General features: G+C 62.8%; 23 protein-coding genes. 14 read left to right on the top strand and 9 right to left on the bottom strand.

All coding sequences use genetic code 11. The features are described 5' to 3' along the window. Nucleotides 1-157: 157 nt before the first annotated feature. Nucleotides 158-1726, bottom strand: a complete 1569-nt coding sequence (gene hisS, locus GVL52_RS19035; protein WP_160009996.1) for a histidine--tRNA ligase — start codon at nucleotides 1724-1726, stop codon at nucleotides 158-160. 127 nt (nucleotides 1727-1853) lie between these two features. On the opposite strand from hisS, the gene GVL52_RS19030 reads away from it, so the two are divergent. The 6 genes from GVL52_RS19030 to GVL52_RS19005 all read left to right on the top strand — a co-directional run bounded on the left by GVL52_RS19030 (nucleotide 1854) and on the right by GVL52_RS19005 (nucleotide 4327). After that, nucleotides 1854-2057: a hypothetical protein gene (locus GVL52_RS19030; protein ID WP_160009994.1), complete on the top strand. Its 204-nt coding sequence runs from the start codon at nucleotides 1854-1856 to the stop codon at nucleotides 2055-2057. Between the two features lie 19 nt (nucleotides 2058-2076). Then, the gene (locus GVL52_RS19025; RefSeq protein ID WP_160009992.1) at nucleotides 2077-2832 is read left to right on the top strand and encodes a hypothetical protein; all 756 of its coding nucleotides are present in this window, start codon (nucleotides 2077-2079) and stop codon (nucleotides 2830-2832) included. A gap of 65 nt (nucleotides 2833-2897) precedes the next feature. Further along, complete coding sequence (locus GVL52_RS19020; RefSeq protein ID WP_160009990.1) at nucleotides 2898-3161, top strand: BrnT family toxin; 264 nt, start codon at nucleotides 2898-2900, stop codon at nucleotides 3159-3161. Beyond that, a complete protein-coding gene (locus tag GVL52_RS19015) occupies nucleotides 3142-3456 on the top strand; it encodes a BrnA antitoxin family protein (RefSeq protein WP_160009988.1) in 315 nt (104 codons plus the stop codon). The genes GVL52_RS19020 and GVL52_RS19015 overlap by 20 nt, the downstream gene beginning before the upstream one ends. A gap of 138 nt (nucleotides 3457-3594) precedes the next feature. After that, nucleotides 3595-3873, top strand: a complete 279-nt coding sequence (locus GVL52_RS19010) for a hypothetical protein (RefSeq protein ID WP_306440365.1) — start codon at nucleotides 3595-3597, stop codon at nucleotides 3871-3873. 70 nt (nucleotides 3874-3943) lie between these two features. After that, a complete protein-coding gene (locus tag GVL52_RS19005; protein ID WP_160009984.1) occupies nucleotides 3944-4327 on the top strand; it encodes a DUF305 domain-containing protein in 384 nt (127 codons plus the stop codon). A gap of 78 nt (nucleotides 4328-4405) precedes the next feature. Here the strand turns inward: GVL52_RS19005 and GVL52_RS19000 are convergent, their stop codons facing one another. Beyond that, nucleotides 4406-5455 carry an aldo/keto reductase gene (locus GVL52_RS19000; protein ID WP_160009982.1) on the bottom strand — a complete coding sequence of 350 codons (1050 nt, stop codon included), beginning with the start codon at nucleotides 5453-5455 and terminating at the stop codon, nucleotides 4406-4408. 343 nt (nucleotides 5456-5798) lie between these two features. Here GVL52_RS19000 and GVL52_RS18995 point away from each other — a divergent pair, with 343 nt between their 5' ends. Continuing rightward, nucleotides 5799-6503 (top strand): HAD family hydrolase, encoded by a 705-nt coding sequence (locus GVL52_RS18995; RefSeq protein ID WP_160009980.1) that lies wholly within the window; start codon nucleotides 5799-5801, stop codon nucleotides 6501-6503. 7 nt (nucleotides 6504-6510) lie between these two features. Here the strand turns inward: GVL52_RS18995 and GVL52_RS18990 are convergent, their stop codons facing one another. Together GVL52_RS18990 and GVL52_RS18985 are read right to left on the bottom strand one after the other, a co-directional pair. Continuing rightward, complete coding sequence (locus GVL52_RS18990; protein WP_160009978.1) at nucleotides 6511-7005, bottom strand: hypothetical protein; 495 nt, start codon at nucleotides 7003-7005, stop codon at nucleotides 6511-6513. Beyond that, nucleotides 7002-7631 (bottom strand): DNA-3-methyladenine glycosylase I, encoded by a 630-nt coding sequence (locus GVL52_RS18985; RefSeq protein ID WP_160009976.1) that lies wholly within the window; start codon nucleotides 7629-7631, stop codon nucleotides 7002-7004. Before GVL52_RS18985 ends, GVL52_RS18990 begins: the two co-directional genes overlap by 4 nt. A 210-nt stretch (nucleotides 7632-7841) precedes the next feature. On the opposite strand from GVL52_RS18985, the gene GVL52_RS18980 reads away from it, so the two are divergent. Both GVL52_RS18980 and GVL52_RS18975 read left to right on the top strand, forming a co-directional pair. Continuing rightward, on the top strand, nucleotides 7842-8582 hold the full coding sequence (locus tag GVL52_RS18980) for a L,D-transpeptidase (RefSeq protein ID WP_160009974.1): 741 nt from the start codon (nucleotides 7842-7844) through the stop codon (nucleotides 8580-8582). Between the two features lie 122 nt (nucleotides 8583-8704). Then, nucleotides 8705-9376 carry a L,D-transpeptidase gene (locus GVL52_RS18975; protein WP_160009972.1) on the top strand — a complete coding sequence of 224 codons (672 nt, stop codon included), beginning with the start codon at nucleotides 8705-8707 and terminating at the stop codon, nucleotides 9374-9376. Nucleotides 9377-9493: 117 nt separating this feature from the next. Here the strand turns inward: GVL52_RS18975 and GVL52_RS18970 are convergent, their stop codons facing one another. From GVL52_RS18970 to GVL52_RS18955, 4 genes are all read right to left on the bottom strand, one after another. After that, nucleotides 9494-9931 carry a hypothetical protein gene (locus GVL52_RS18970; RefSeq protein WP_160009970.1) on the bottom strand — a complete coding sequence of 146 codons (438 nt, stop codon included), beginning with the start codon at nucleotides 9929-9931 and terminating at the stop codon, nucleotides 9494-9496. A gap of 37 nt (nucleotides 9932-9968) precedes the next feature. Continuing rightward, a complete protein-coding gene (glcF, locus tag GVL52_RS18965; protein ID WP_160009968.1) occupies nucleotides 9969-11282 on the bottom strand; it encodes a glycolate oxidase subunit GlcF in 1314 nt (437 codons plus the stop codon). A gap of 266 nt (nucleotides 11283-11548) precedes the next feature. Then, the gene (glcE, locus tag GVL52_RS18960) at nucleotides 11549-12748 is read right to left on the bottom strand and encodes a glycolate oxidase subunit GlcE (protein ID WP_160009966.1); all 1200 of its coding nucleotides are present in this window, start codon (nucleotides 12746-12748) and stop codon (nucleotides 11549-11551) included. Nucleotides 12749-12750: 2 nt separating this feature from the next. Continuing rightward, entirely contained in the window at nucleotides 12751-14184 is a 1434-nt protein-coding gene (locus GVL52_RS18955; RefSeq protein ID WP_160009964.1) for an FAD-linked oxidase C-terminal domain-containing protein, read from the bottom strand. A gap of 145 nt (nucleotides 14185-14329) precedes the next feature. On the opposite strand from GVL52_RS18955, the gene GVL52_RS18950 reads away from it, so the two are divergent. Continuing rightward, nucleotides 14330-15226, top strand: a complete 897-nt coding sequence (locus tag GVL52_RS18950; RefSeq protein ID WP_160009962.1) for a LysR family transcriptional regulator — start codon at nucleotides 14330-14332, stop codon at nucleotides 15224-15226. Between the two features lie 192 nt (nucleotides 15227-15418). Here GVL52_RS18950 and GVL52_RS18945 read toward each other — a convergent pair whose 3' ends face one another. Next, nucleotides 15419-16576, bottom strand: coding sequence for an adenosylhomocysteinase (locus GVL52_RS18945; RefSeq protein WP_160009960.1), 1158 nt, complete (start codon nucleotides 16574-16576; stop codon nucleotides 15419-15421). 448 nt (nucleotides 16577-17024) lie between these two features. Here GVL52_RS18945 and GVL52_RS18940 point away from each other — a divergent pair, with 448 nt between their 5' ends. From GVL52_RS18940 to GVL52_RS18925, 4 genes are all read left to right on the top strand, one after another. Then, the gene (locus GVL52_RS18940) at nucleotides 17025-17537 is read left to right on the top strand and encodes an NUDIX hydrolase (RefSeq protein WP_160009958.1); all 513 of its coding nucleotides are present in this window, start codon (nucleotides 17025-17027) and stop codon (nucleotides 17535-17537) included. Nucleotides 17538-17601: 64 nt separating this feature from the next. After that, nucleotides 17602-19101 carry an inorganic phosphate transporter gene (locus GVL52_RS18935; RefSeq protein WP_160009956.1) on the top strand — a complete coding sequence of 500 codons (1500 nt, stop codon included), beginning with the start codon at nucleotides 17602-17604 and terminating at the stop codon, nucleotides 19099-19101. A gap of 23 nt (nucleotides 19102-19124) precedes the next feature. Then, nucleotides 19125-19862, top strand: a complete 738-nt coding sequence (locus GVL52_RS18930) for a 16S rRNA (uracil(1498)-N(3))-methyltransferase (RefSeq protein WP_160009954.1) — start codon at nucleotides 19125-19127, stop codon at nucleotides 19860-19862. A gap of 148 nt (nucleotides 19863-20010) precedes the next feature. Next, the gene (locus GVL52_RS18925; protein ID WP_160009952.1) at nucleotides 20011-21384 is read left to right on the top strand and encodes a glutamate--cysteine ligase; all 1374 of its coding nucleotides are present in this window, start codon (nucleotides 20011-20013) and stop codon (nucleotides 21382-21384) included. The last annotated feature ends 69 nt before the right edge of the window (nucleotides 21385-21453 follow it).

Genomic DNA, 21453 nt, shown 5'->3' with positions numbered 1-21453 from the left:
CAGCGGGGAGAAGATGCCCGACAGGGCAGATGAGGGGGATGAGGAGTTTAAACGACGAATGTCCTGAGCGGAGAGCGAAGGACAGCTTCTGCCCTGCCGCCCCCTCATCCGACCCTTCGGGCCACCTTCTCCCCGAGGGGAGAAGGGAAGATCTCCATCAATCGCGGTCATCAGTGTCACCGACTTGGTTAGGATCATAGGCGACAGAATAACCATCCGCCGCCCTCGCCCGATCCTCCGCCTGCGCGGCCAGAATTTCCTTCACCTTGGCGACCAGATCGGCCTCGGCAACGGTTTCCTGAGCGACGCGGGCTTCGCGCCAGCTGGCATTGTCGTCGATCTCGCCGGAGAGGCGCTTGCCCTCGATCAGGTCCTTGATCTGCACCACGCCCGTGGCGCGCTCGTCGCCGCCCTGGATGATGGCGACGGGGCAGCCTCGGCGGTCGGCGTATTTCAGCTGGTTGCCGAACTTCTTCCAGTTGCCCTGGTACATTTCGGCGCGGATGCCGGCCTTGCGCAGTTCCTGGGTGAGGCGCTGGTAGCGGCCCATGGCATCGACATCGCCATCCATGACGGTGACGAGAACCGGTTCGATGACCTTGCTCTGGCCGAGCTTGCCAAGGTTCTTCAGCGCCGTCATCAGGCGCGAGACACCGATCGAGAAGCCGGTGGCCGGCACCGGCTGACCCATGAAGCGGGACACCAGACCATCATAACGACCGCCGCCGCCGACCGAGCCGAAGACGACCTTTTCGCCCTTTTCGTTGGTGACGTCGAAGGTGAGTTCGGCTTCGTAGACCGGCCCGGTGTAGTATTCGAGGCCGCGGACGACGGAGGGGTCGATCTTGATGCGGTCTGGGCCGTAGCCGGCTGCTTCAAAGAGCTTATGCATCATATCAAGTTCGTCATAACCCGCCTTAGCAGTATCGTTATCAAGAACTTGTGCGCCGAAGGACAACAGGTCCGCATGTTCTGTACTCTTAACCCAATTTAGTACGATATCGATCTCATCTGACCCCAAGCCAACACCCTTGGTGAAGTCTCCAGAATCGTCCGTGCGGCCGGGGCCGAGCAGTAACCGCACGCCTTCCGATCCGAACTTGTCGAGCTTGTCGATGGCACGCAGCACGTTCAGACGCTGGCCGGCCTTGTCATCCCCACCAAGACCGATGGCCTCCAGAACACCGTCCAAAACCTTGCGGTTGTTGACGCGGATGACGTAATCGCCGCGCTTGATGCCGAGCGCTTCCAGCGTATCGGCCATCATCATGCACATTTCGGCATCGGCCTGCACGCCGGGCGCGCCAACGGTATCGGCGTCGAACTGCATGAACTGGCGGAAGCGGCCGGGGCCGGGCTTTTCGTTGCGGAAGACATAGCCGGCGCGATAGGTGCGGTAGGGCAGCTGGATCTCGTTGAAATTCTCGGCGACATGGCGGGCGAGCGGCGCCGTCAGGTCGTAGCGCAGCGACATCCACTGGTCGTCGTCATCCTGCAGCGAGAAGACGCCTTCGTTCGGACGATCGGCGTCGGGCAGGAACTTGCCGAGCGCATCGGTGTATTCGAACAGCGGCGTTTCCACAGGATCGAAACCATAATGCTCGTAGACTTCGCGGATCTTCGCGGTCATCTCGTTGACGGCGCGAATATCGCTGGCCGAACGATCGACGAAGCCGCGGGGAAGTCTGGCCTTGAGCTTTTGTGGTTTCTTCTGCTTGTCGTTCATTTCCAAGGTCTTCCGCTCAGTGTGACAGTGGCGGTTTCCTAGCGGATTGGCGGGAATGCGGCAAGGGTGGTGGCTGGCGAACGCGGCGGCGGACTGCTATTATCCGCTATCAACAGAGGATTTGATCATGGGTACGCGTATCACCATCGAATTGTCGGAAGAGTCGTATCGGGTGTTCAGCGCCCATGCCGCCGAGGCCGAGATGTCGGTCGAGACCTATGCGTTTGAAGTCATCGAGCAATATCTCGAGGACGTCGCGGAAATGGAAGCGGCAGAAGCGGAGCTCGACAGCCTCGACAAGAGCGACCCGGATTGGGCATTGAAGACGTAAACCGTCGCGTCGATTAGACATGATCGCAGAAGCCCTGCTTTACGCCGCAACCCTCCCCACAACCCTCAAGGAACATCGCAAATATATCCGCTATTCCGTCAATCTCTGGTCGCGCGCCGGGCGCTGCAGCCGGCAGTGGGCGGAGCACGAGGCCAACAGCCGGAGCGCCATTCTGAAGGCAATGGCCGGTCTTCGGCAGAAGCGGACGGCTGTCGTGCTCGGCTCCGGGCTGCTGCGCGACGTCCCGATCCGGGAACTGGCGGCGGCGTTCGATACGGTCGTGCTGATCGATCTCGTGCATGTCGCCTCGGTGCGGCTGCGGATGAAGGCGAAGGCCTATCGCAATGTCCGGCTGATCGAGCGGGATCTTTCGGGCTATGACGATCTGGCTGCGGGCAAGGTGGCCGAGCCGCTGAGCTTTCTTCGCAACGTGCCCTATCTCGACTTCGTGGTTTCCGCCAACCTGTTGTCGCAGATCGGCCGCGGCGTGCAGCGGCGTTTCGAGGCTGCACCGGCGGGGATGCCCGACGATACCGTCGAACAGCTGATCGCGGCGCATCTGTCGGGTCTTTCAGGCATGCCGTTCAAGACCTGCCTGCTGACGGATATCTCCTACGCGGTGATCGACCGCAATGGCGCAACGCAGGAGGAGGTCGATCTTCTGCACGGCGTCCCGTTACCGGATGCGCAAGCAGGCTGGTCGTGGCCGGTGGTACCGATCGGCGAGGAAAGTGCCGATTACCAGATCGTCCACCGAGTGATTGCGAGCCACTGAATTGCAAGATATCGTGATGCAATCAAAGATTTATTGTATCACTTTTAATTTGCGGTATTCTCGTGATGAAGATTGTCTGGGATGAACCGAAGCGGCTGGCGAACCTCGACAAGCACGGTCTCGACTTTGCCGATCTCGATGATGGGTTCTTTCTCGGTGCCGTGCTGCGTCCGGCAAAGCAGGGACGGATCATGGCGATCGGGCGTTTTGCCGATGGGTCTATCGCGGTGATTTTTGCAACACTCGGCTCGGAAGGGATCTCGATCATTTCCATGCGGCCGGCACGCAAGAGCGAACGGAGGTTGGTGGATGACAGTGAAGAAGACTGAATTGCAGGTCGAATTCAAGGAAGGGCGCGGATATTCCAAAGAGGATTGGGATGATGTTTCCGACAATCCCGAATGGACAGCCGAGGATTTCAGGAATGCCCGCCCGTTTGCCGAGGTGTTCCCCGAACTGGCCGAAGGCATCCGGCGCGCTCGCGGGCGGCCGGTGGTGGAAAAGCCGAAGCGGCAGATTTCGTTGCGGCTCGATCCTGACGTGATCGATGCCTTCAAGGCCACCGGCAAGGGCTGGCAGGGGCGGATCAATGATGCGTTACGCAAGGCTGCAAAGCTCGGATAATGCGGCCGCGTGGCTTGGCATCGGCGTTGCAATGCCTATGTTGAGCGGATGCGCCCCATTGCGATCGTCACGATGATGTTTGCCTGGCTCGTCTACGGGACCATGTCCGCGTGGGCGGGGTGTCCGATGTGCGCGTCGATGAACCAGATCGCAAGCGTCGATCATGGCGCAGATGCGCAGCATCACCACATTGCGGGCATGGAGATGGGTGCTGCACGCGCGGCGCCTGCAAAAGACCCGTGCGCCGCCGGCGGCATGGTGCATATGCCACTCTGTTCCGCCTGCCTTGTCGTGCCGCCTGTCATCGATATCCAGGCGGAAGGCCGGCAGGTGTTTTCCTATCCCGCGCCTGCCAATTCGCATGCCTTTCCGGGCGCCCGGCCGGCACCGCTGGCACCGCCTCCCCGGCTGAACTGACAACCGATCTTGCGCCAGCGCGGCATGTGCCGCGTTGAAGATTTCTTGTCAGACACAGGAAGGACATCCCATGTCTTTGAAAACATTAGCCTTTGCCGCAATCCTCTCCACCACTCTTGCCGCCAGCCTCACGCTGCCTGCCCTCCCCGCTCATGCAGAGGACAAGCCGATGGATATGAGCATGCCGATGGGGGACCACAGCCCGTCAAGCCGGGCTTTTACCGAGGCCAACAGCAAGATGCACCGGGACATGATGATCACCTATAGCGGAGATGCCGACACGGATTTCGTGCGCGGCATGATCCCGCATCATCAGGGCGCCATCGATATGGCAAAAATCGAGCTGCAATACGGAAAGGACCCGGAGCTGCGCAAGCTGGCCGAGGGCGTGATCAAGGCGCAGGAGGCCGAGATTGCCGATATGCAGGCCTGGCTGAAGGCGCACGGCAAGTAGTCACGCCGATCATGCAGGAGGCAGGACGCCGGAGATTGTCTCCGGCGTCCTGCCGTTCCGTGCGTGGTCGAACGAGCGTCAGCCCTTGGGCTCGAACGGTGCGGGCCGGCGTCCGGCACCCTGGCGGGAGAGCATCCAGCCGGGATACTCCGGCGCCAGTTCGCTGACCTCGTCCAGCTTCTTCATGTCGCCGGCATCGAGCTTCAGCGACACGGCGGCGAGGTTCTGATCGAGCTGCTCGACGCGCTTGGCACCAATAATCACCGTCGTCACGAAGGGCTTGGCAAGGATGTAGGCGAGCGCCACGGTGGCGACGCTGACGCCGTGCTTTTCGGCGATCTCACGCATCACGGCGACGCAGGCCCAAGCCTTGTCCTTGTCGACGGGCGGGAAATCGAAGCTGGCGCGGCGGCCTTCGCCGTTGCCGGGGGCGCCGGGACCATACTTGCCGGAGAGCAGACCGCCTGCCAGCGGCGACCAGACCATCAGGCCGAGCTTTTCCTCGTTCATCATCGGCACGATGTCGCGCTCGAGATCGCGGCCGGCGATCGAGTAGTAGGCCTGCACGGTCTCGAAGCGGGCGAAACCGCGGCGTTCCGAGATGCCGAGCGCCTTGGCGATGCGCCAGGCCTGCCAGTTGGAGACGCCGACATAGCGGACGAGACCGCGGGTGACGAGATCGTCAAGCGCTCGCAGCGTCTCGTCGATCGGAGTGACGGTATCGGTGGCGTGGATCTGGTAGAGGTCGATGTGATCGGTCTGCAGCCGCTTCAGGCTGGCCTCGACGGAATCCATGATGTGGCCGCGGGAAGCACCGCGGTCGTTCGGCTTGTCGCCCATGACGCCGTAGACCTTGGTGGCAATGACGACGTCCTTGCGGGGAACACCGAGGTTTTTCAGCGACTGGCCGAGCAGCTTTTCGGACTCTCCGAACGAATAGACGTCGGCGGTGTCGATGAAATTGACGCCTGCCGCCAGCGACCGCTCGACGATCGCATCGGCGGACTTTTGATCGACATCGGCGATTGCACCCCAGGTGCTACCCTCGCCCGCAGCCCCGAAGGTCATGGTGCCCAGGCAGATCTCGGAGACGAACAGGCCGGTATTTCCAAGTTGATTGTAACGCATGATCGAAATTTCCCTGGTTGAGGCCGCGGGCATCTGCCGACGGATGTGTGAACCCCGGTTCTATGATTTTTGAGCCGCAGGCGGACAGGCCGCGATTGCAGCGGAAAGGAAACCCTGCAGACATAAGCCGCGGCGATCCGGTTTCAACGCCATCACCGATCTTTCCCGGTTGCAGGTGCCGCAAAACATCACCGTCTTTGAGATGTTCGGACCTATCAGAACGTCGTGCAACGGCGTTTTCGCGGCCGCGCTGCATCGGCGCCATCGTCTCTCGATAACGCTATCCCTTGCCGCAATGGCGCCGGACGCCTAATTGTTTCCCGGCAAACAAGAGAGTGCGCCGATGACGACCCGCACGCTGACGACGATCGGCTTCGATGCCGACGACACGCTCTGGCAGAACGAACAGTTCTACCGGCTGACGGAAACGCACTTCACCGAACTGCTCGCCGATTTCGCCGAGGGAACGGTGATTTCGGAGCGGCTGCTCGATGCCGAGAAACGCAATCTCCAGCATTACGGCTTCGGTATCAAAGGCTTCACGCTGTCGATGATCGAAACGGCGATCGAGATTACCGAGGGCAAGGTGCCGGCTTCGGTGATTGCCCAGATCCTCGATACCGGCCGGGATCTGCTCTCGCATCCTGTCGAGACGCTGCCGCACGTGCGTGAGACGCTGGCGGCACTGGCAGAGACTTATCTGCTGGTGATGATCACCAAGGGCGACCTGTTCGACCAGGAGCGCAAGCTGGCGCAATCGGGCCTTGGCGATTTCTTCCATGCGGTGGAGATCGTTTCCGGCAAGACGGCCGTCACCTATCGCCGGATCTTTTCCAAGATCGGCGGCGGGCCGGAGCGGGCGATGATGGTGGGGAACTCGCTGAAATCGGACATCGTGCCGGCGATTGCCGCCGGTAGCTACGGTGTGTTCGTGCCGCACGAACTGACCTGGGTGCTCGAGCATGTCGAGGAGCCCAAAGAGGCGCCGCGGTTTCGCAAGATCGAGCATATTGGCGAGCTGCGTGGGGTGATCGACAGCCTCGACTGAGAGGCTGCTACTGGCGCGGCGGGAACAGCGGTGACGGCTTGCTTTCATCGGCAGGTGCCGGCGCCGGTGTTTCGGGTGCTGCCGATGCCGGCTTCGGCTCGACCATGATGCTGTAGTGCGCGCCGAGGCCGCGGCGCGGCGAGGCCTTCGAATAATAGGGCCGCAGCAGCCAGGTGGTGTCCTGCTTGATCGTGGTGTTGTAGCTCTCGCCGTCCTCGTCGGTGCCGAAGATCGCCTCGTCGTCGGGCGATGAAAGATCGAAGATCGCAAGGTAGGCGAACTTGCTCTTGGTGGCGAAATCGATCTTCACGTGCTGACCCGCCTTGACCGGCAACGTGTAGACCCGGCTGTTTCCGAATTTCGTCCAGCCTTTCAGCTCCATCGTCGCGGCCGGAAACTGCAGCTTCTCCAGCTTCTCGCCCTGCTGCAGGTCGGGTGTCTGTGCCCATGCGGCGGTCGCAAGCAGTGCGCCGGCGGCGGCCATTCCCATCAGTTTTTTCATGGACGTATCAATGCGTCGCGCATCGCCTCTACTTCGGTACGGCAGAAACAGCCTTCGATGTGATCGTTGACGAGACCCATTGCCTGCATGAATGCGTAAACTGTGGTCGGGCCGACAAAGGTCCAGCCGCGCTTCTTCAGATTCTTGGAAATGGCGACAGAGGTGGGTGTCGTCGGGTTGGCCATGATGGTGGCGCGATCGACCACCCTGGGCCGCTCATTGTGACCCGGCTCGTGGCTCCAGAAGTAATGGGCGAGCGAACCGAATTCCTCGCGCATCTCGATGGCGCGCCTGGCATTGTTGATGGTCGAGACGATCTTGCCGCGATGGCGGATGATGCCGGCATCGGTGACGCAGCGCTCGATATCCTCATCGCCGAACAGCGCCACCTTGTCGAAATCGAAGCCGGCGAAGGCGGCGCGGAAATTGTCGCGCTTGCGCAGGATGGTCAGCCACGACAGGCCGGACTGGAAACCTTCCAGACAGATCTTCTCGAACAGGCGGATATCGCTGGTGACGGGGCGGCCCCACTCCTCGTCGTGATAGCGCAGATAATCCGGCAGGTTGCCATGCCAATGGCAACGCGACTTGCCGTCTTCGCCGGTGGTGATGCCTGTTTCGCTCATGTGCCCGCTTTGTTTTTCCGCTGCGAATCCGGCTTTACCATTTGCAAACCTTGTTTCCAAACCGAACGATAACCCTGACGAAAAGTTTATTCGCCGGTTCGGCTTTTAATGAATGCGAATTTACCATTCGCTGGCGGGCTGGGTGGCAGCATGATTGGCAGGTGGCGAATGCCGCCCGTCCATTTTCGGCCATTGTAGAGAGTTCGTCCGATGATGAAATCCGTTTTGCTCGCCGCAGCCCTGCTCGGCGTCTTTTCCACGGCCGCCCTTGGCGACGACCGTTACGTATCCCGCCCGCCCGTGGTGCTGAGCCCTGATCTCGCCGCCCCATGGATCATGCAGCTCGGCGGCGGCAATGTTCGCCCCGTCGTCTACCAGCGCCCTGTCATGGTGCAGCAGCGCGGCCTGTTTGCGCCGCGCGTGGTGCGTCGCGCGCCGGCCGCCCAGCCTGTCTCGGCGATCAATCCCGGCATTCCCGTCGTACGCGGCCGGATCGAGCCGCAGTTCCTGCCGCAGATGGTCGAGTACCAGACGAAGGAAGCCCCCGGCACCGTCGTCATCGATACCAACAACCGCTTCCTCTATCTCGTCATGGGCGGCGGCAAGGCGCGGCGTTACGGCGTCGGCGTCGGCAAGCCCGGCTTCGAGTGGGCCGGCGTGCACAAGGTGAGCCGCAAGGCGGAATGGCCGGACTGGACACCGCCTTCGGAGATGATCGGCCGCGAGGCCGCCAAGGGCCACTATCTGCCGGCGCGCATGGATGGCGGACCTGAAAACCCGCTCGGCGCCCGCGCCATGTATCTCGGCTCGACGCTCTACCGCATCCACGGCACCAATGCGCCGTGGACGATCGGCAGTGCCGTCTCTTCGGGCTGCATCCGCCTGCGCAACGAGGACGTCGTCGATCTCTACGAACGCGTCAAGGTCGGCACCCGCGTCATCGTCATCTGAGTTTTTTGCCGGCGGCCGGGATACCCTGGCCGCCGTCACTGCATTTTCACGATTGCTTAAGCTTGAAATCCCGATCAAATCGACTAGCCTTGCCGGCGATCGTGCCTGAGAGGGGAATCGAAATGAAGAAATTGTCACTGCTCGTGACGGCCGCTGCCGTTGCGATGTCCAGCATGGTGGCTGTTGCCAGCGCTGAGCCCGTCATGACGGCAACCGATGCCGTTCGCGGCGTCAAGCACAGCCAACAGATCAAGCCGCAATACAAGAAGCGTGTCGTCCGCCTCATCACCGATGAAGCGCCCGGCACCGTCATCGTCGATACGGTGAACAAGTATCTGTATCTGGTCGAAGGCCGCAACAAGGCGACGCGCTACGGCATCGGCGTCGGCCGCGAAGGCTTCGGCTGGTCCGGCGTGGTGAAGATCGGCCGCAAGGCCGAGTGGCCCACCTGGACACCGCCGGCAGAGATGCGCGCCCGCGAGGCCCGCGCCGGCCACAACCTGCCGGCCTCACAGCCAGGCGGCCCGGACAATCCGCTCGGCGCCCGCGCCATGTATCTCTATGAGGGTGGTCGCGACACGATCTTCCGCATCCACGGCACCAATCAGCCATGGACGATCGGCCTCAACCTGTCGTCCGGCTGCATCCGCATGGTCAATGACGACATTTCCCAGCTTTACGACCGGGTCCCTGTCGGCGCCAAGGTAATCGTCGTCGGTCCCGGCAACAAGCAGGGCAATGTCGCGTTCGACGATCGCGGCGTGGACGTGTTGCGCACGCTGTTCGGCGGCTGAGCCTGTCGCTTGAATGAAGACAAAGGCGGCTGGTTTTCCTGCCGCCTTTTTTGGTTCCGGCAACGCCTGAACGCCAATGCAGACGGGCCCCTGCCTGGCATTTTTGCCGGAATGGCTCTACTTCGAGCCGCAGCTGACCTTGCCGCTCAGCACAACAGGTTCATCACCGCCATCGACCGCCAGATCGTAAACGCCGGAGAAAGCCGTCGCGCCATCGGGCTGTTCTGCGGAAATCGCCAGATTGACTGTCTGCCCGCCTGCTGCCTTGCCACCATCATACAAGACTTCGACCCGCAGTTCGCCGCCATGCAACCAGCGATTGGTCAGGCTGTCGGAATCGAGCGTGATACGGCCGAACGGCTTGGGTGCGGTTTCGTTCTTGAAGATCAGTGCGCCCCGGAAATGATTGAGTTCGTGACCAGGCTCTGCCTTGAAACCGCTTTCGACGGTGAACCGGACGGCCTTGTCGTCGGCGGAACAGAAAAAGCGGCTGTCGGCGTGTGCCACCTGTGCGGCGCCAAGAAAAGCGGTCAGCGCCAGGAAGAAACGATGCATTGCTAAGCTCCAGATGCGGCCGGACGATCCGGCTGCGTCACGCTAGGACAAAACCCTTAAATTTTTCTGGCTTTTCTCCGCCATAGGCCCAATCGAGCAACTGGACCGTGTGCAGGATGGGAATTTCCGTGGCTGACGCAATCTGGGTGATACAGCCGATATTGCCGGTGGCGATGATGTCGGGCCTGGTGGCTTCGATGTTTTTCACCTTTCGGGCCTTCAGCGTATCAGCAATGTCGGGCTGCATGATGTTGTATGTGCCGGCCGAGCCGCAGCAGAGATGCCCCTCTGCCGGATCGCGAACGGTGAAGCCCGCCGCCTTCAACAAAGCCTTCGGTGCCACCGTGATTTTCTGGCCGTGCTGCATCGAGCAGGCCGAGTGATAGGCGACCGTCAGGCCGCGTGGCATGTGGGCGGGCAGATCGAGCGTTGCCAGATATTCGGTGACATCCCTGGCGAGCGCCGAAACGCGGGCAGCCTTTTGCGCATAGGCCGGATCGAGCCTGAGCATGTGGCCGTAATCCTTGATCGTCGTGCCGCAGCCAGACGCGGTGATGATGATGGCGTCGAGCCCACCGGCCTCGATCTCGCGGGTCCAGACATCGACATTGGCCTGGGCGCTCGCCAGGGCCTGCTGCTCGCGTCCCATGTGGTGGACCAGCGAACCGCAGCAGGCCTCGCCTTTCGGCACCACCACCTCGACACCGACACGCGTCAGCAGCCGGATCGCCGCTTCGTTGATCGCCGGGTCAAGGACTTTTTGGGCGCAGCCGGTGAGGATGGCGACGCGGCCGCGTTTTTCCGCGGCCGGCTTGTGGGTTGCCGGTGTGGCGTAGGCAGTGGGCGGCGGCAGTCTGCGAGGTGCCAGCGCCAGCATGGCGGCGAACGGTTTGAGCGCCTGATGGCGCTTGAAGACCTTCGCCAGCGGGCGGCCGAGGCGGGCCAGATGCAGCGCCAGGCGGAAGCGGCCGGGGTACGGCAGGACGGCGGCAAGGATGGCGCGGGTCAGGCGGTCGATGAGCGGGCGTCTGTAGGTGTTTTCGATATGGGCGCGGGCGTGATCGACCAGATGCATGTAATCGACGCCGGAGGGACAGGTGGTGACGCAAGCGAGGCAGGAGAGACAGCGGTCGATATGGGTGACCACTTCGGCATCGGCCGGGCGACCATTCTCCAGCATGTCCTTGATCAGGTAGATTCGGCCGCGCGGGCTGTCGAGCTCGTTGCCGAGGGTGATATAGGTGGGACAGGTGGCGGTGCAGAAGCCGCAATGGACGCATTTGCGCAGGATCTGCTCGGAAGCGGCGACGTGCGGATCGGCGAGTTGGGCGGGGGTGAAGTTGGTTTGCATTTAGGCTGACCTTCCCTTCTCCCCCGCGGGGAGAAGGTGCCCAAAGGGCGGATGAGGGGGGCGAGGAGCGAAAGCGACGAACGCCCGGAGCGGAAGCGACAGGGCAATTGGCGCCATGCCGTGCCGCCCCCTCATCCGCCCCTTCGGGCCACCTTCTCCCCGTGGGGGAGAAGAAGAAAGAATTTGGCCGCGTCCAGCCGATCTCCCCCCTTGTAGGGGAGATCGGCTGGACGGAGGGGGACGTGCGGCACGGCAGAACATCAAACTCACCCCATCTTCCCCGGATTGAAAATTCCAGCCGGATCGAACTTCTCCTTCAGCCGCGCCGACAGCATCGCCACCGCATCGAGCTGCGGTTCGAACGCTGCGAGCGAGGCTCGCATCGGCTCCGGCGCCCGGATCAGCGTGGCGTGGCCGCCGCCCAGCGCGTGGATGAAACGGCGCAGCAGGTCGGCTTCCGCATCGGCCTCCATCCGCATCCAGACGAGACCGCCCTGCCAGTCGTAAAATGCATCGACGCCGGTCTCCAGCCGCAACGCTGCGACCAGCTGGTGGCCGATCGAGGGCGCCACCGAGACGCGCCAGACCGGACGCGGGGTGCCGTCGGCATAGGGCAGCACGTCGCGGATTTCCTGCCAGAGTTTTGCGCTGTCGTTGCGATCGAGACGGGCGATCGGGCCGAAGGCCTCCATTGCCGCCGCCAGCTTGTCGGCCCGGACAGCGACCGAGGCCGGCAGTCCCTCGACGCGCAGCACCGTCGCTTCGCCCGGCGGCAGGGTGTTGTCGAGGAACTTCCAGCTGGCGGTCAGCGGCAGGTGGGCGGCGCCCGAGACTTCGACCGTCATCGCCATTGCCGCCGCCATGGCGTTGGCGGCTTCGGCGTCGTTGAGGCCGGAGATCAGGATGGTCTGTTCGGCCTTCGGGCGCGGTGGCACGCGAAAGGTGACTTCGGTGAGGAAGCCGAGCGTGCCGTGCGAGCCGGCCATCAGCTTGGCGAGGTCGAGGCCGGTGACGTTCTTCATCACCCGACCGCCGGCCTTGATCGCCTCGCCGCGGCCATTGACAAAGCGGACGCCGAGCAGGCTGTCGCGGGCAGCGCCCGATATCAGCCGGCGCGGGCCGGAGACGTTGGCGGCGAAGACACCGCCGATGGTCGGCTCGCCCGATGTGCCCATGACCGGGCGGTGATCCATCGGCTCGAAGGCCATCATCTGGCCGTTTTCGGCCAGGGCCGCCTCGATCTGGGCAAGCGGCGTGCCGGCGCGGGCAGTCAGCACCATCTCGCCGGGGTTATAGGCGACGATGCCGGTGAGATTGGTGGAGCGCAGGCGGCTTGGTGCCGTCACCGCCTGCCCGAAGCCCGAGCGGGTGTTGCCGCCCGATATCGCCATTGCCTTGCCTGTAGCGGCGTGGGCGCGGACAATCTCGGCGGCATCCTCTTCGGTCGTTGGAAACAGGTCGATCATGCCTAGCTGCGTCCCTCGAGCGGGAAGACCTTGGACGGATTGAGCAGCCAGCCCGGATCGAAGGCGGCGCGGGCGGCCATCTGCTGAGCGAGATCGGCGTCGGAAAACTGATGCCGCATCAGGTCGCGCTTCTCGATGCCGACGCCGTGCTCGCCAGTCAGACAACCGCCGGCATCGACGCAGAGCTTGAGGATTTCCATGCCGGCAGCTTCCGCCTTCGCGGCCTCTTCAGGGTCATTGGCGTTGAACAGGATCAGCGGGTGCATGTTGCCATCGCCGGCGTGGAAGACATTGGCGACGCGCAGGCCGTAGCGGGCGATGATCTCGGAGGTCTCAGCCAGCACATAGGAGAGCTGGCTGAGCGGCACGGTGCCATCCATGCAGATGTAATCGGCGATGCGGCCGGTGGCGCCGAAGGCGGATTTGCGACCCTTCCAGATCAGCGCCGCCTCGGTGGCAGACTGGCATTCGCGCACGGTCTTGACCTGATGCCGGCGGGCTATCTCGACGATGCTCCCCAGCATGTCGTCCATCTCGGCTTCCGAACCCTCGACCTCGACGATCAAAAGCGCGCCGACATCGAGCGGATAGCCGGCCTTGGCAAAGGACTCGCAGATCTCGATCGCCGGCTTGTCCATGAACTCGATGGCGACGGGGATGATGCCTGATGCAATGATATCGGCGACGCAGGAGCCCGCCTGCTCCGATGTCTCGAAGCCGAACAGCACAGGCCGCGCGCCCTCGGGCTTGGCGATCAGGCGCACCGTTGCCTCGGTGACGATGCCGAGCTGGCCTTCATGGCCGCAGACGAGGCCGAGGAGATCGTAGCCGCCGGCATCCAGCCCCTTGCCGCCGAGATCGATCACCGTGCCGTCGACCAGCACCATCTTGACGCCGAGCAGGTTGTTGGTGGTGACGCCGTATTTCAGGCAGTGGGCGCCGCCGGAATTCATGCCGATATTGCCGCCGATGGTGCAGGCAAGCTGCGAGCTCGGATCCGGCGCGTAGAAAAAGCCGTCGGCGGAGACCGCTTCGGAGATGTTGAGATTGGTGACGCCGGCCTCGACCACGGCGGCGCGGTTGGGAAAATCGAGATCGAGGATGCGGTTCATCTTCGAGACGCAGACGACCACCGCATCCTCCTGCGGGATGGCGCCGCCCGACAGCGAGGTGCCGGCGCCGCGCGGGATAACGGGGATGCCGTAGCGATGGCAGTATTTCATCACCGCCGATACTTCAGCGGTGCTGCGCGGCAGGGCGACGGCAAGCGGGACGCGGCGATAGGAGACGAAGGCGTCGGTCTCGAACGGCATCAGCTCGCGCGGCTGGTGCACCAGACATTCGGGCGGCAAGAGGTCGATCAGATCGGCGACGATCTGGCGGCGGCGGGCCAGAACATCGGCACGCGGGGCGAGAAACGGAATGGTGTCTGACACAGGCTCTCCTCCCTTCGCCGGCGACCAAGAAACCGGCTGCATCCTCCATGCTACACCGCGTCTCCAGAGGCTTCCGGCTTAACACTTTCCCCGATCTGGGGCAAATGCTAAGCACTTATGACAAAAGGGGAAAGTGTCGCACACAATGACCAATCTGGGTGATCTCGAGATTTTTGCCAAGGTTGCGGCAACCGGCAGCATGTCGCTGGCCGGCCGGGCGCTGGGGTTTTCGCCGGCGGTGGTGTCGAAGCGCATCAAGCGGCTGGAGGACCGGCTGGGGACGCGCCTGCTGCAGCGCACGACGCGGCAGATTTCGCTGACCGAGGCGGGCCAGGGTTTCTATGACCGGGTGCTCGGCATTCTGGCCGGGCTGGAGGAAGCGGAGTTCTACATCTCAGGCCGCTCGGCGCAGATGCACGGGACGCTGAAGGTCTCGGCGCCGACCTCGTTTGGGCGCATGCATATCGCGCCGCACCTCAAGGCTTTCATGGAGGCGCATCCGGATCTCGCCATCAACCTGGTGCTCAGCGACGAGTTCAGCGACATCGTCGGCGGCGGTTTCGACCTCGCCATCCGGATCGCCGAACTGACCGATTCCAGCCTCGTCGCCCGGCGCCTGGCGCCGGTGCGGCGCGTGCTCTGCGCCTCGCCGGATTATCTGGCGGCGCACGGCGTTCCAGCAAGCATCGAGGCGCTGAAGCAGCACCGCTGCCTGCCGGCGCACAACAACGACGTCTGGCGGCTGGAGGGGCCGGAAGGCGCGCTGTCGATCCGGCCGGAGGGGATGCTGATTACCAATTCCAGCGAGGTGATCCGCGAGGCGGTGATTGCCGGGCTCGGCATCGCGCTGCGCTCGACCTGGGATATCGGTGCCGAGCTGAAGAGCGGGCGGCTGGTGCAGGTGCTGCCCGACTACGAGGGGTCGCGCAATGTGACGCTGTCGGCCGTCTATCCCAGCCGGCAGTTTCTGCCGGCGAAGGTGCGGTTGTTCATCGATTATCTGGCGGAGCTCTATGGGCCGGTGCCCTATTGGGAGCGGTAAGGCTTTCGAGGAACGGTGTGCCGTTTGCCCGGTCATCCGCCCCTTGGGGTCACCAGACGGGGTCGAGCCGCTTGTCTCGACCCGTCCTTCGGCCCACGGGGTAGAAGGGGAAGCAATAGGCCTGCTCCGTATCCCTTCTCCCCCCGGGGAGAAGATGCCGGCAGGCAGATGAGGGGGCTGCGGCCGGCAAACCTATCGCGCCAGATCGAGATAGGCGCTTGCCACCATCGCATCGATATCGGCGGGCACCGGCACGATGCAGGCTTCCGGGCCGACGCCGCGTTTCGCCACGCGCTCGAGGCAGCGGACCTGCAGGGTGAAGCCGAGGTCCATGGATTCCACCGAGTTGCCGAGCGGACGCGGGCCGGCGAGGTTGGCCATGTGGCCGCCGCCGAGGATGTGGATGGCGCGGCCGTCGCTCATGTGCAGCGTTTCGATGCTGTCGGCCTGGTAGCGGTCGATGGAGAGCACGTCAGGATGGGTGAGGAAGGCGGCGACGTCGATCTCGTTGGGGAAGTGGCCGCCGTTGAGAAGAATGGCGCCGTGCCTGATCAGCGGCAGGTCGTTTGCGGTGACGATATCGGGGTGGCCGGTGACGGTGATCAACACGTCGGCGGAGCGAATGGCGTCGTCGCGCAGCGGTGTCAGGAAACCGTCGAGATGGGCTTCGAGTACTGTCACCGGGTCGATATCGACAACACTGACCTGGCTGTAGGCATTGCGGAAGCATGCGGCGGTGCCCTTGCCGCAGGCGCCATAGCCGAAGACGGTGACGCGCTTGCCGTTGGTGGATCGGTTGGTGAAGCGCATGTAGCTTTCGAACAGGCTCTGGCCGACGGCATGCCTGTTTTCGGCGAACTGCTTGATGGGGCTGTCGTTGATGACGAGGATCGGCATGGCGAGCCTGTCGCGCAGCGGCAGCAGCCGGGTGCGGCCGGAGGTGGTTTCCTCGGTGCCGCCGAGCAGATTGGCGTAGGGGCGCTCCAGTGCGATGGCGAAGAGATCGCCGCCATTGTCGAGCAGCAGGTCGGGTTTTTCGGCGACGACGGCTTCCAGGCTCTGGTGATGGGCGACGGGATCGGTGGTCTGCGTGGCGAAGACGGTCATGCCCTGGGCGCGGAGATAGTCGACGGTCGCCGGCTGGGTGCTGTTGAGATTGCCGGTGCAGACGAGACGGGCGCCGCCGGCGCGCAGCGTTGCCAGCAGCGCCACGGTCTTCGGTTCGAGGTGAATGCCGGTGCCGATGGTCAGGCCTTCGAAAGGTTTCGTTTGCCGATATTCGGCAGCGGTTTCCTGCAGCAGCCGGCAGCTGTTGCCGATCCAGTCGATGCGTGTCGCGTCTGATGTCATGATCCGTCCTCTTGCTTCCGGCGCATTGTTAAGCCGAATGGCTGATGGCGAACATGGACATATTTCTGCGAAAGACTCAGAAAAACTTCCCCCGGTGATTCTGTGATTGAGCCTGTCGGGACAGGGTTTTCCGGGCCTGAATCCGGCCTTGGGACATTAGCCGGCAATCTTTATTGTGGAGAACCGACGCAGAATTGCCATTGTCCGCACCTATCGGTGCGCGGCACAAAGGCGTGATTGATTAAGACGAAAGTCGAGATCATATTAATTGCCACAGGCTATGGCGGAAACAGAGCATTCGATGGCGGTTTTCTGAAACCGAAACCAAAACGAAAGGCTATATTGATAATATCAAACCCGACCCGAAACCGAACAAGCCACATGGATCGCGCAAGCTTTCCATGAGACACTAATATAAGCGAACAACATATTAAAGGTGACCCGACCGTTGACTCTTCTTGCCCGCCTCGCCTCCGATGTACAGCTGATGTTCCGGCGCCCACCGCGCCAGCAATATGCTGCGCTCTGCTACCGGGTGAAGGGCAAGACCGGCGCTGTCGAGGTTCTGCTCTTGACCAGTCGCGATACCGGCCGCTGGGTCATCCCCAAGGGCTGGCCGATGGACGGCAAGACATCCTACGAGGTGGCTGCCCGCGAGGCCTATGAAGAGGCAGGCGTGCGCGGTACCGTCGAGAGCGGCACGATCGGCTGCTATCACTATCCGAAGGTGCTGAAGAACGGCCTGAAGGTAACCTGCAAGGTGCAGGTCTACGTGCTTGAGGTCTCGACCATCGCCAAGAGCTTCAAGGAAAAAGGCGAGCGCAAGTTCGACTGGGTGTCCTGCGACGAAGCGGCAAAGCGGGTCAACGAGCCAGAACTGCGCGACCTGTTCCTGCTGTTCAAGCGGCGCATGGACGAGGAACTTGCACCCAAGGCATTGAAGCAAATTCCGGCAGAATGAATCCTGCCATCTTGCGCTGCCAAACTTGTCAGCGCTAAAGCAGGATTCAGTCACAAGGAATAGCATGGCCGACCGCCCCACCGTCCTCCAGAAACGAACGCTCGACAAGGATCTCGACCGGCTGATGCAGGTCGAGGATGCGTCGAAATATGTGTCTCGGAAGCTGATGGCGCCGGGTATTAGCCTGATCTTTCTTGGCCTCGCCATGCTGTTTGCGGCGGTCTACGTGTTCGACCGGCCCGGCGCCGGCCTGGTGATCGCGGCTGCCGCCATTGCCGCCTACATGGCGATGAACATCGGCGCCAACGACGTGACCAACAATGTCGGCGCGGCCGTCGGTGCGCGGGCGATGACGATGGGCCAGGCGCTGGTGATTGCCGCCATCTTCGAAATCCTCGGCGCGACGATCGGCGGCGGCGAGGTGGTGAAGACCATTTCGTCGAGCATTCTCGATGCGCGGCAGATCCCGGCGGGGATGCTGGCCTGGATCATGATGGCGGCGCTGATGGCGGCAGCCCTGTGGATCAATCTGGCGACCTGGCTGAACGCGCCCGTTTCCACCACCCACTCGATCGTCGGCGCGGTGATCGGCGCCGGTGTCGGCGCGCTCGGGCCGGGTCCGGTCAACTGGCGGGTGCTGGCCGAGATTTCCTCGAGCTGGGTGACATCGCCGCTGATCGGCGGGGTGCTTGCCGCGGGCATGCTCTATCTGGTCAAAACCTTCATCATCTACCGCCAAGACAAGGTCGCCGCTGCCAAGCGCTGGGTGCCGGTGCTGATTGCGATCATGGTCGGCACGTTCACCGCCTATATGGTGCTGCAACTCGAGACCCGCGGTGCTTTCCCTGCCCTTTATGTCGCGCTGTTCGGTGTCGTGGTCGGATGCGTGACCTGGCTGATCGCCCGGCCGCTGGTGCATCGCAAGGCCGAAGGCCTGGAAAACCGCAACAGCTCGCTCAGGGTGTTGTTCCAGCTGCCGCTGATCGGCTCGGCGGCGCTGCTGTCCTTCGCGCATGGTGCAAACGACGTCTCGAACGCCGTCGGACCGCTTTCTGCCATCGTGCGCGTGTCTGTTGGCCAGCAACTGGGCGACGAGGCTGGCCCGCCGGTCTGGGTGATGCTGATCGGGGCGCTGGGGATTTCCGTCGGTCTCTTGCTGTTCGGGCCGCGGCTGATCCGCCTCGTCGGCGAGCAGATCACCAAGCTCAACCCGATGCGGGCCTATTGCGTGGCGCTGTCGACGGCGTTCACCGTGATCATTGCCTCGTGGTTCGGGCTGCCTGTGAGTACGACGCATATCGCGGTCGGCGCGGTGTTCGGCGTCGGTTTCTTCCGCGAGTGGTACACCCGCAATTCCAAGCGCCGGATCGAATATATGCGCCGCAAGGCCGAGGTCTGGATGCTGAAGGAGCCTGACGATCCGAACACCCACGAGGTTCGCCGCCGCTATCTGGTGCGCCGCTCGCATTTCATGACGATCATCGCCGCCTGGGTCATCACCGTGCCGGCATCCGCCGCGCTTGCGGCGCTGATCTATTGGGCTATGTTCGCGCTCTTTGTCTAATCGGGTTTAATCAGGACGTTTCGATGCGCGCCAATTTCCGGATGCAACGGCTGTTCGTCGCCGCTCCCCTCTCCAAGGGGATTGCGGCAGAGGCGACGCCTGATCAGTACAACTATCTCTCCAACGTGCTGCGCATGACCGACGGCGCCGAGATCCTGGTGTTCAACGGTCGCGACGGCGAGTGGAAGGCCAAGCTCTCCTTTCCGACGCGCAAGCGGATCATGATCGTGCCGGACGAGCAGACGCGTCCGCAACCCGAGGCCTCCGACCTGCGCTATCTGTTTGCGCCGCTGAAAGTCGGACGACTGGACTATCTGGTGCAGAAGGCTGTCGAAATGGGTGCCGGCTTGCTGCAGCCTGTGATGACCCAGCATGTGCAGGGCAAGATCACCAACCTCGACAAGCTGCGCGCCAATGTCATCGAGGCGGCCGAGCAATGCGGCATTCTCGGCATTCCCGAGGTGGCGGAGCCGGTGCGGCTGTTCGACATGCTCGACGGCTGGCCAAGCGAGCGGCGGATCATCTATTGCGACGAGGGCGATGCCGGGCAGAACCCGCTGCCTATCCTCTCAGGCATCAGGGAGCGCAAGCTGGCGCTGCTTGTCGGCCCCGAGGGCGGGTTTTCGGAGGAGGAGCGAGCGCGGCTGCGCAGCCTCGATTTCGTCACCGCCATCCCGCTCGGCCCAAGAATTCTGCGCGCCGATACCGCCGCCGTAGCAGCAATGGCGGTGATCCAGGCGGCTGTCGGCGACTGGAATTGATCGTGATGTTGGCAGGCGACAACATATACTGCTATTTTTTTGACAGCTGGTTGAAACAATTTCACTTGCAACATACCTGCCAGCGGTCCTAATCACCCTTCCAATTGTCCGGAGACTTCCGGGCGTTTCCCGAATACAGGTTACTTGCATGGCTCGCGATACCACCGACCAGACACCGCTCTCTTCGGTACAGGAGCTGACCGATTATCTTGCTGCGGGAAACAAGCCGGAAGAGAAGTTCCGCATCGGCACCGAGCATGAGAAGTTCGCCTTCTTCCGCGCCGACAACAGCCCCGTCCCCTATTTCGGTGACAGCAGCATTTCGGCGCTCCTGAAGGGCATGGAAAAGACCAGCGGATGGGAGCCGATCCTCGACGGCGAAAACATCATCGGGCTGGCAGAGCCGACAGGCATGGGCGCGATCTCGATCGAGCCGGGCGGCCAGTTCGAGCTGTCGGGCGCGCCGCTGGAGACGATCCACCAGACCTGCAAGGAATCCAACGCGCATCTGGCAACATTGCGCGAGATTGCCGAGCCGATGGGCATCCGCTTCCTCGGCATCGGCGGTAGCCCGACATGGACGCTGGCGGAAACGCCTGTGATGCCGAAGTCGCGCTATGGGATCATGAGCCGTTACATGCCGAAGGTCGGCAGCCACGGCCTCGACATGATGTACCGGACCTGCACGATCCAGGTGAACCTCGACTTTTCCTCGGAAGCCGACATGCGCAAGAAGATGCGCGTTTCGATGAAGCTGCAGTCGCTGGCAACCGCGCTGTTTGCCGCTTCGCCGTTTACCGAAGGCAAGCCCAACGGGCTGCAGTCCTGGCGCGGCGAGATCTGGCGCGACACCGACAACAACCGCTCCGGCCTGCTCGACTTCACCTTCCGCGACGATTTCGGTTTCCATGACTATGTCGAATGGGCGCTCGACGTGCCGATGTACTTCATCGTTCGCGACAACCGCTACCACGACTGTACCCACGTGACCTTCCGCCAGTTCATGAACGGCGCGCTGAAGGGCGAAGTGGCCGAGTGGGAGCCGACGATGGGCGACTGGACCAACCATCTCTCGACACTATTTCCCGACGTGCGGCTGAAGCGCTTCCTCGAGATGCGCGGCGCCGATGGCGGCCCGTGGCGCCGGATCTGCGCGCTGCCGGCCTTCTGGGTGGGGCTGCTCTACGACGAAACTGCGCTCGAGGCCGCCGACCTTTTGACCAGGGACTGGGGCTTCGACGAGGTCAACACGCTGCGCAACGCGGTGCCGGCCGAAGGGCTGCAGGCGACGTTCCGCGGGCACCCGCTGTTCGAGACGGCACGCGACGTGATTGCCATCTCCAAGGCCGGCCTGAAGGCGCGCGGCAAGCTCAACAGCGAGGACCAGGACGAGACCATCTTCCTGTCGCCGCTCGACGAGGTGATGGCCAAGAAGGCGACCCTGGCGGAAGATCTGCTGGCGCTCTACAACGGCCGCTGGAACGGCTCGGTCGATCCCGTTTTCGACGAGTATCAATACTAAGTCACGGCTGACTAACCCCTTCTGCAAAAAGCGGTTTGCGCATTCCTTTTTCCGGCTATAGTGACGCGA

The sequence above is a fragment of the Rhizobium sp. 18055 genome, from assembly GCF_902706285.1.
Classification (GTDB): Bacteria; Pseudomonadota; Alphaproteobacteria; order Rhizobiales; family Rhizobiaceae; genus Rhizobium.
Note: the sequence above shows the minus strand (reverse complement) of the source record. Positions and strands in the feature narration are given on the sequence as shown.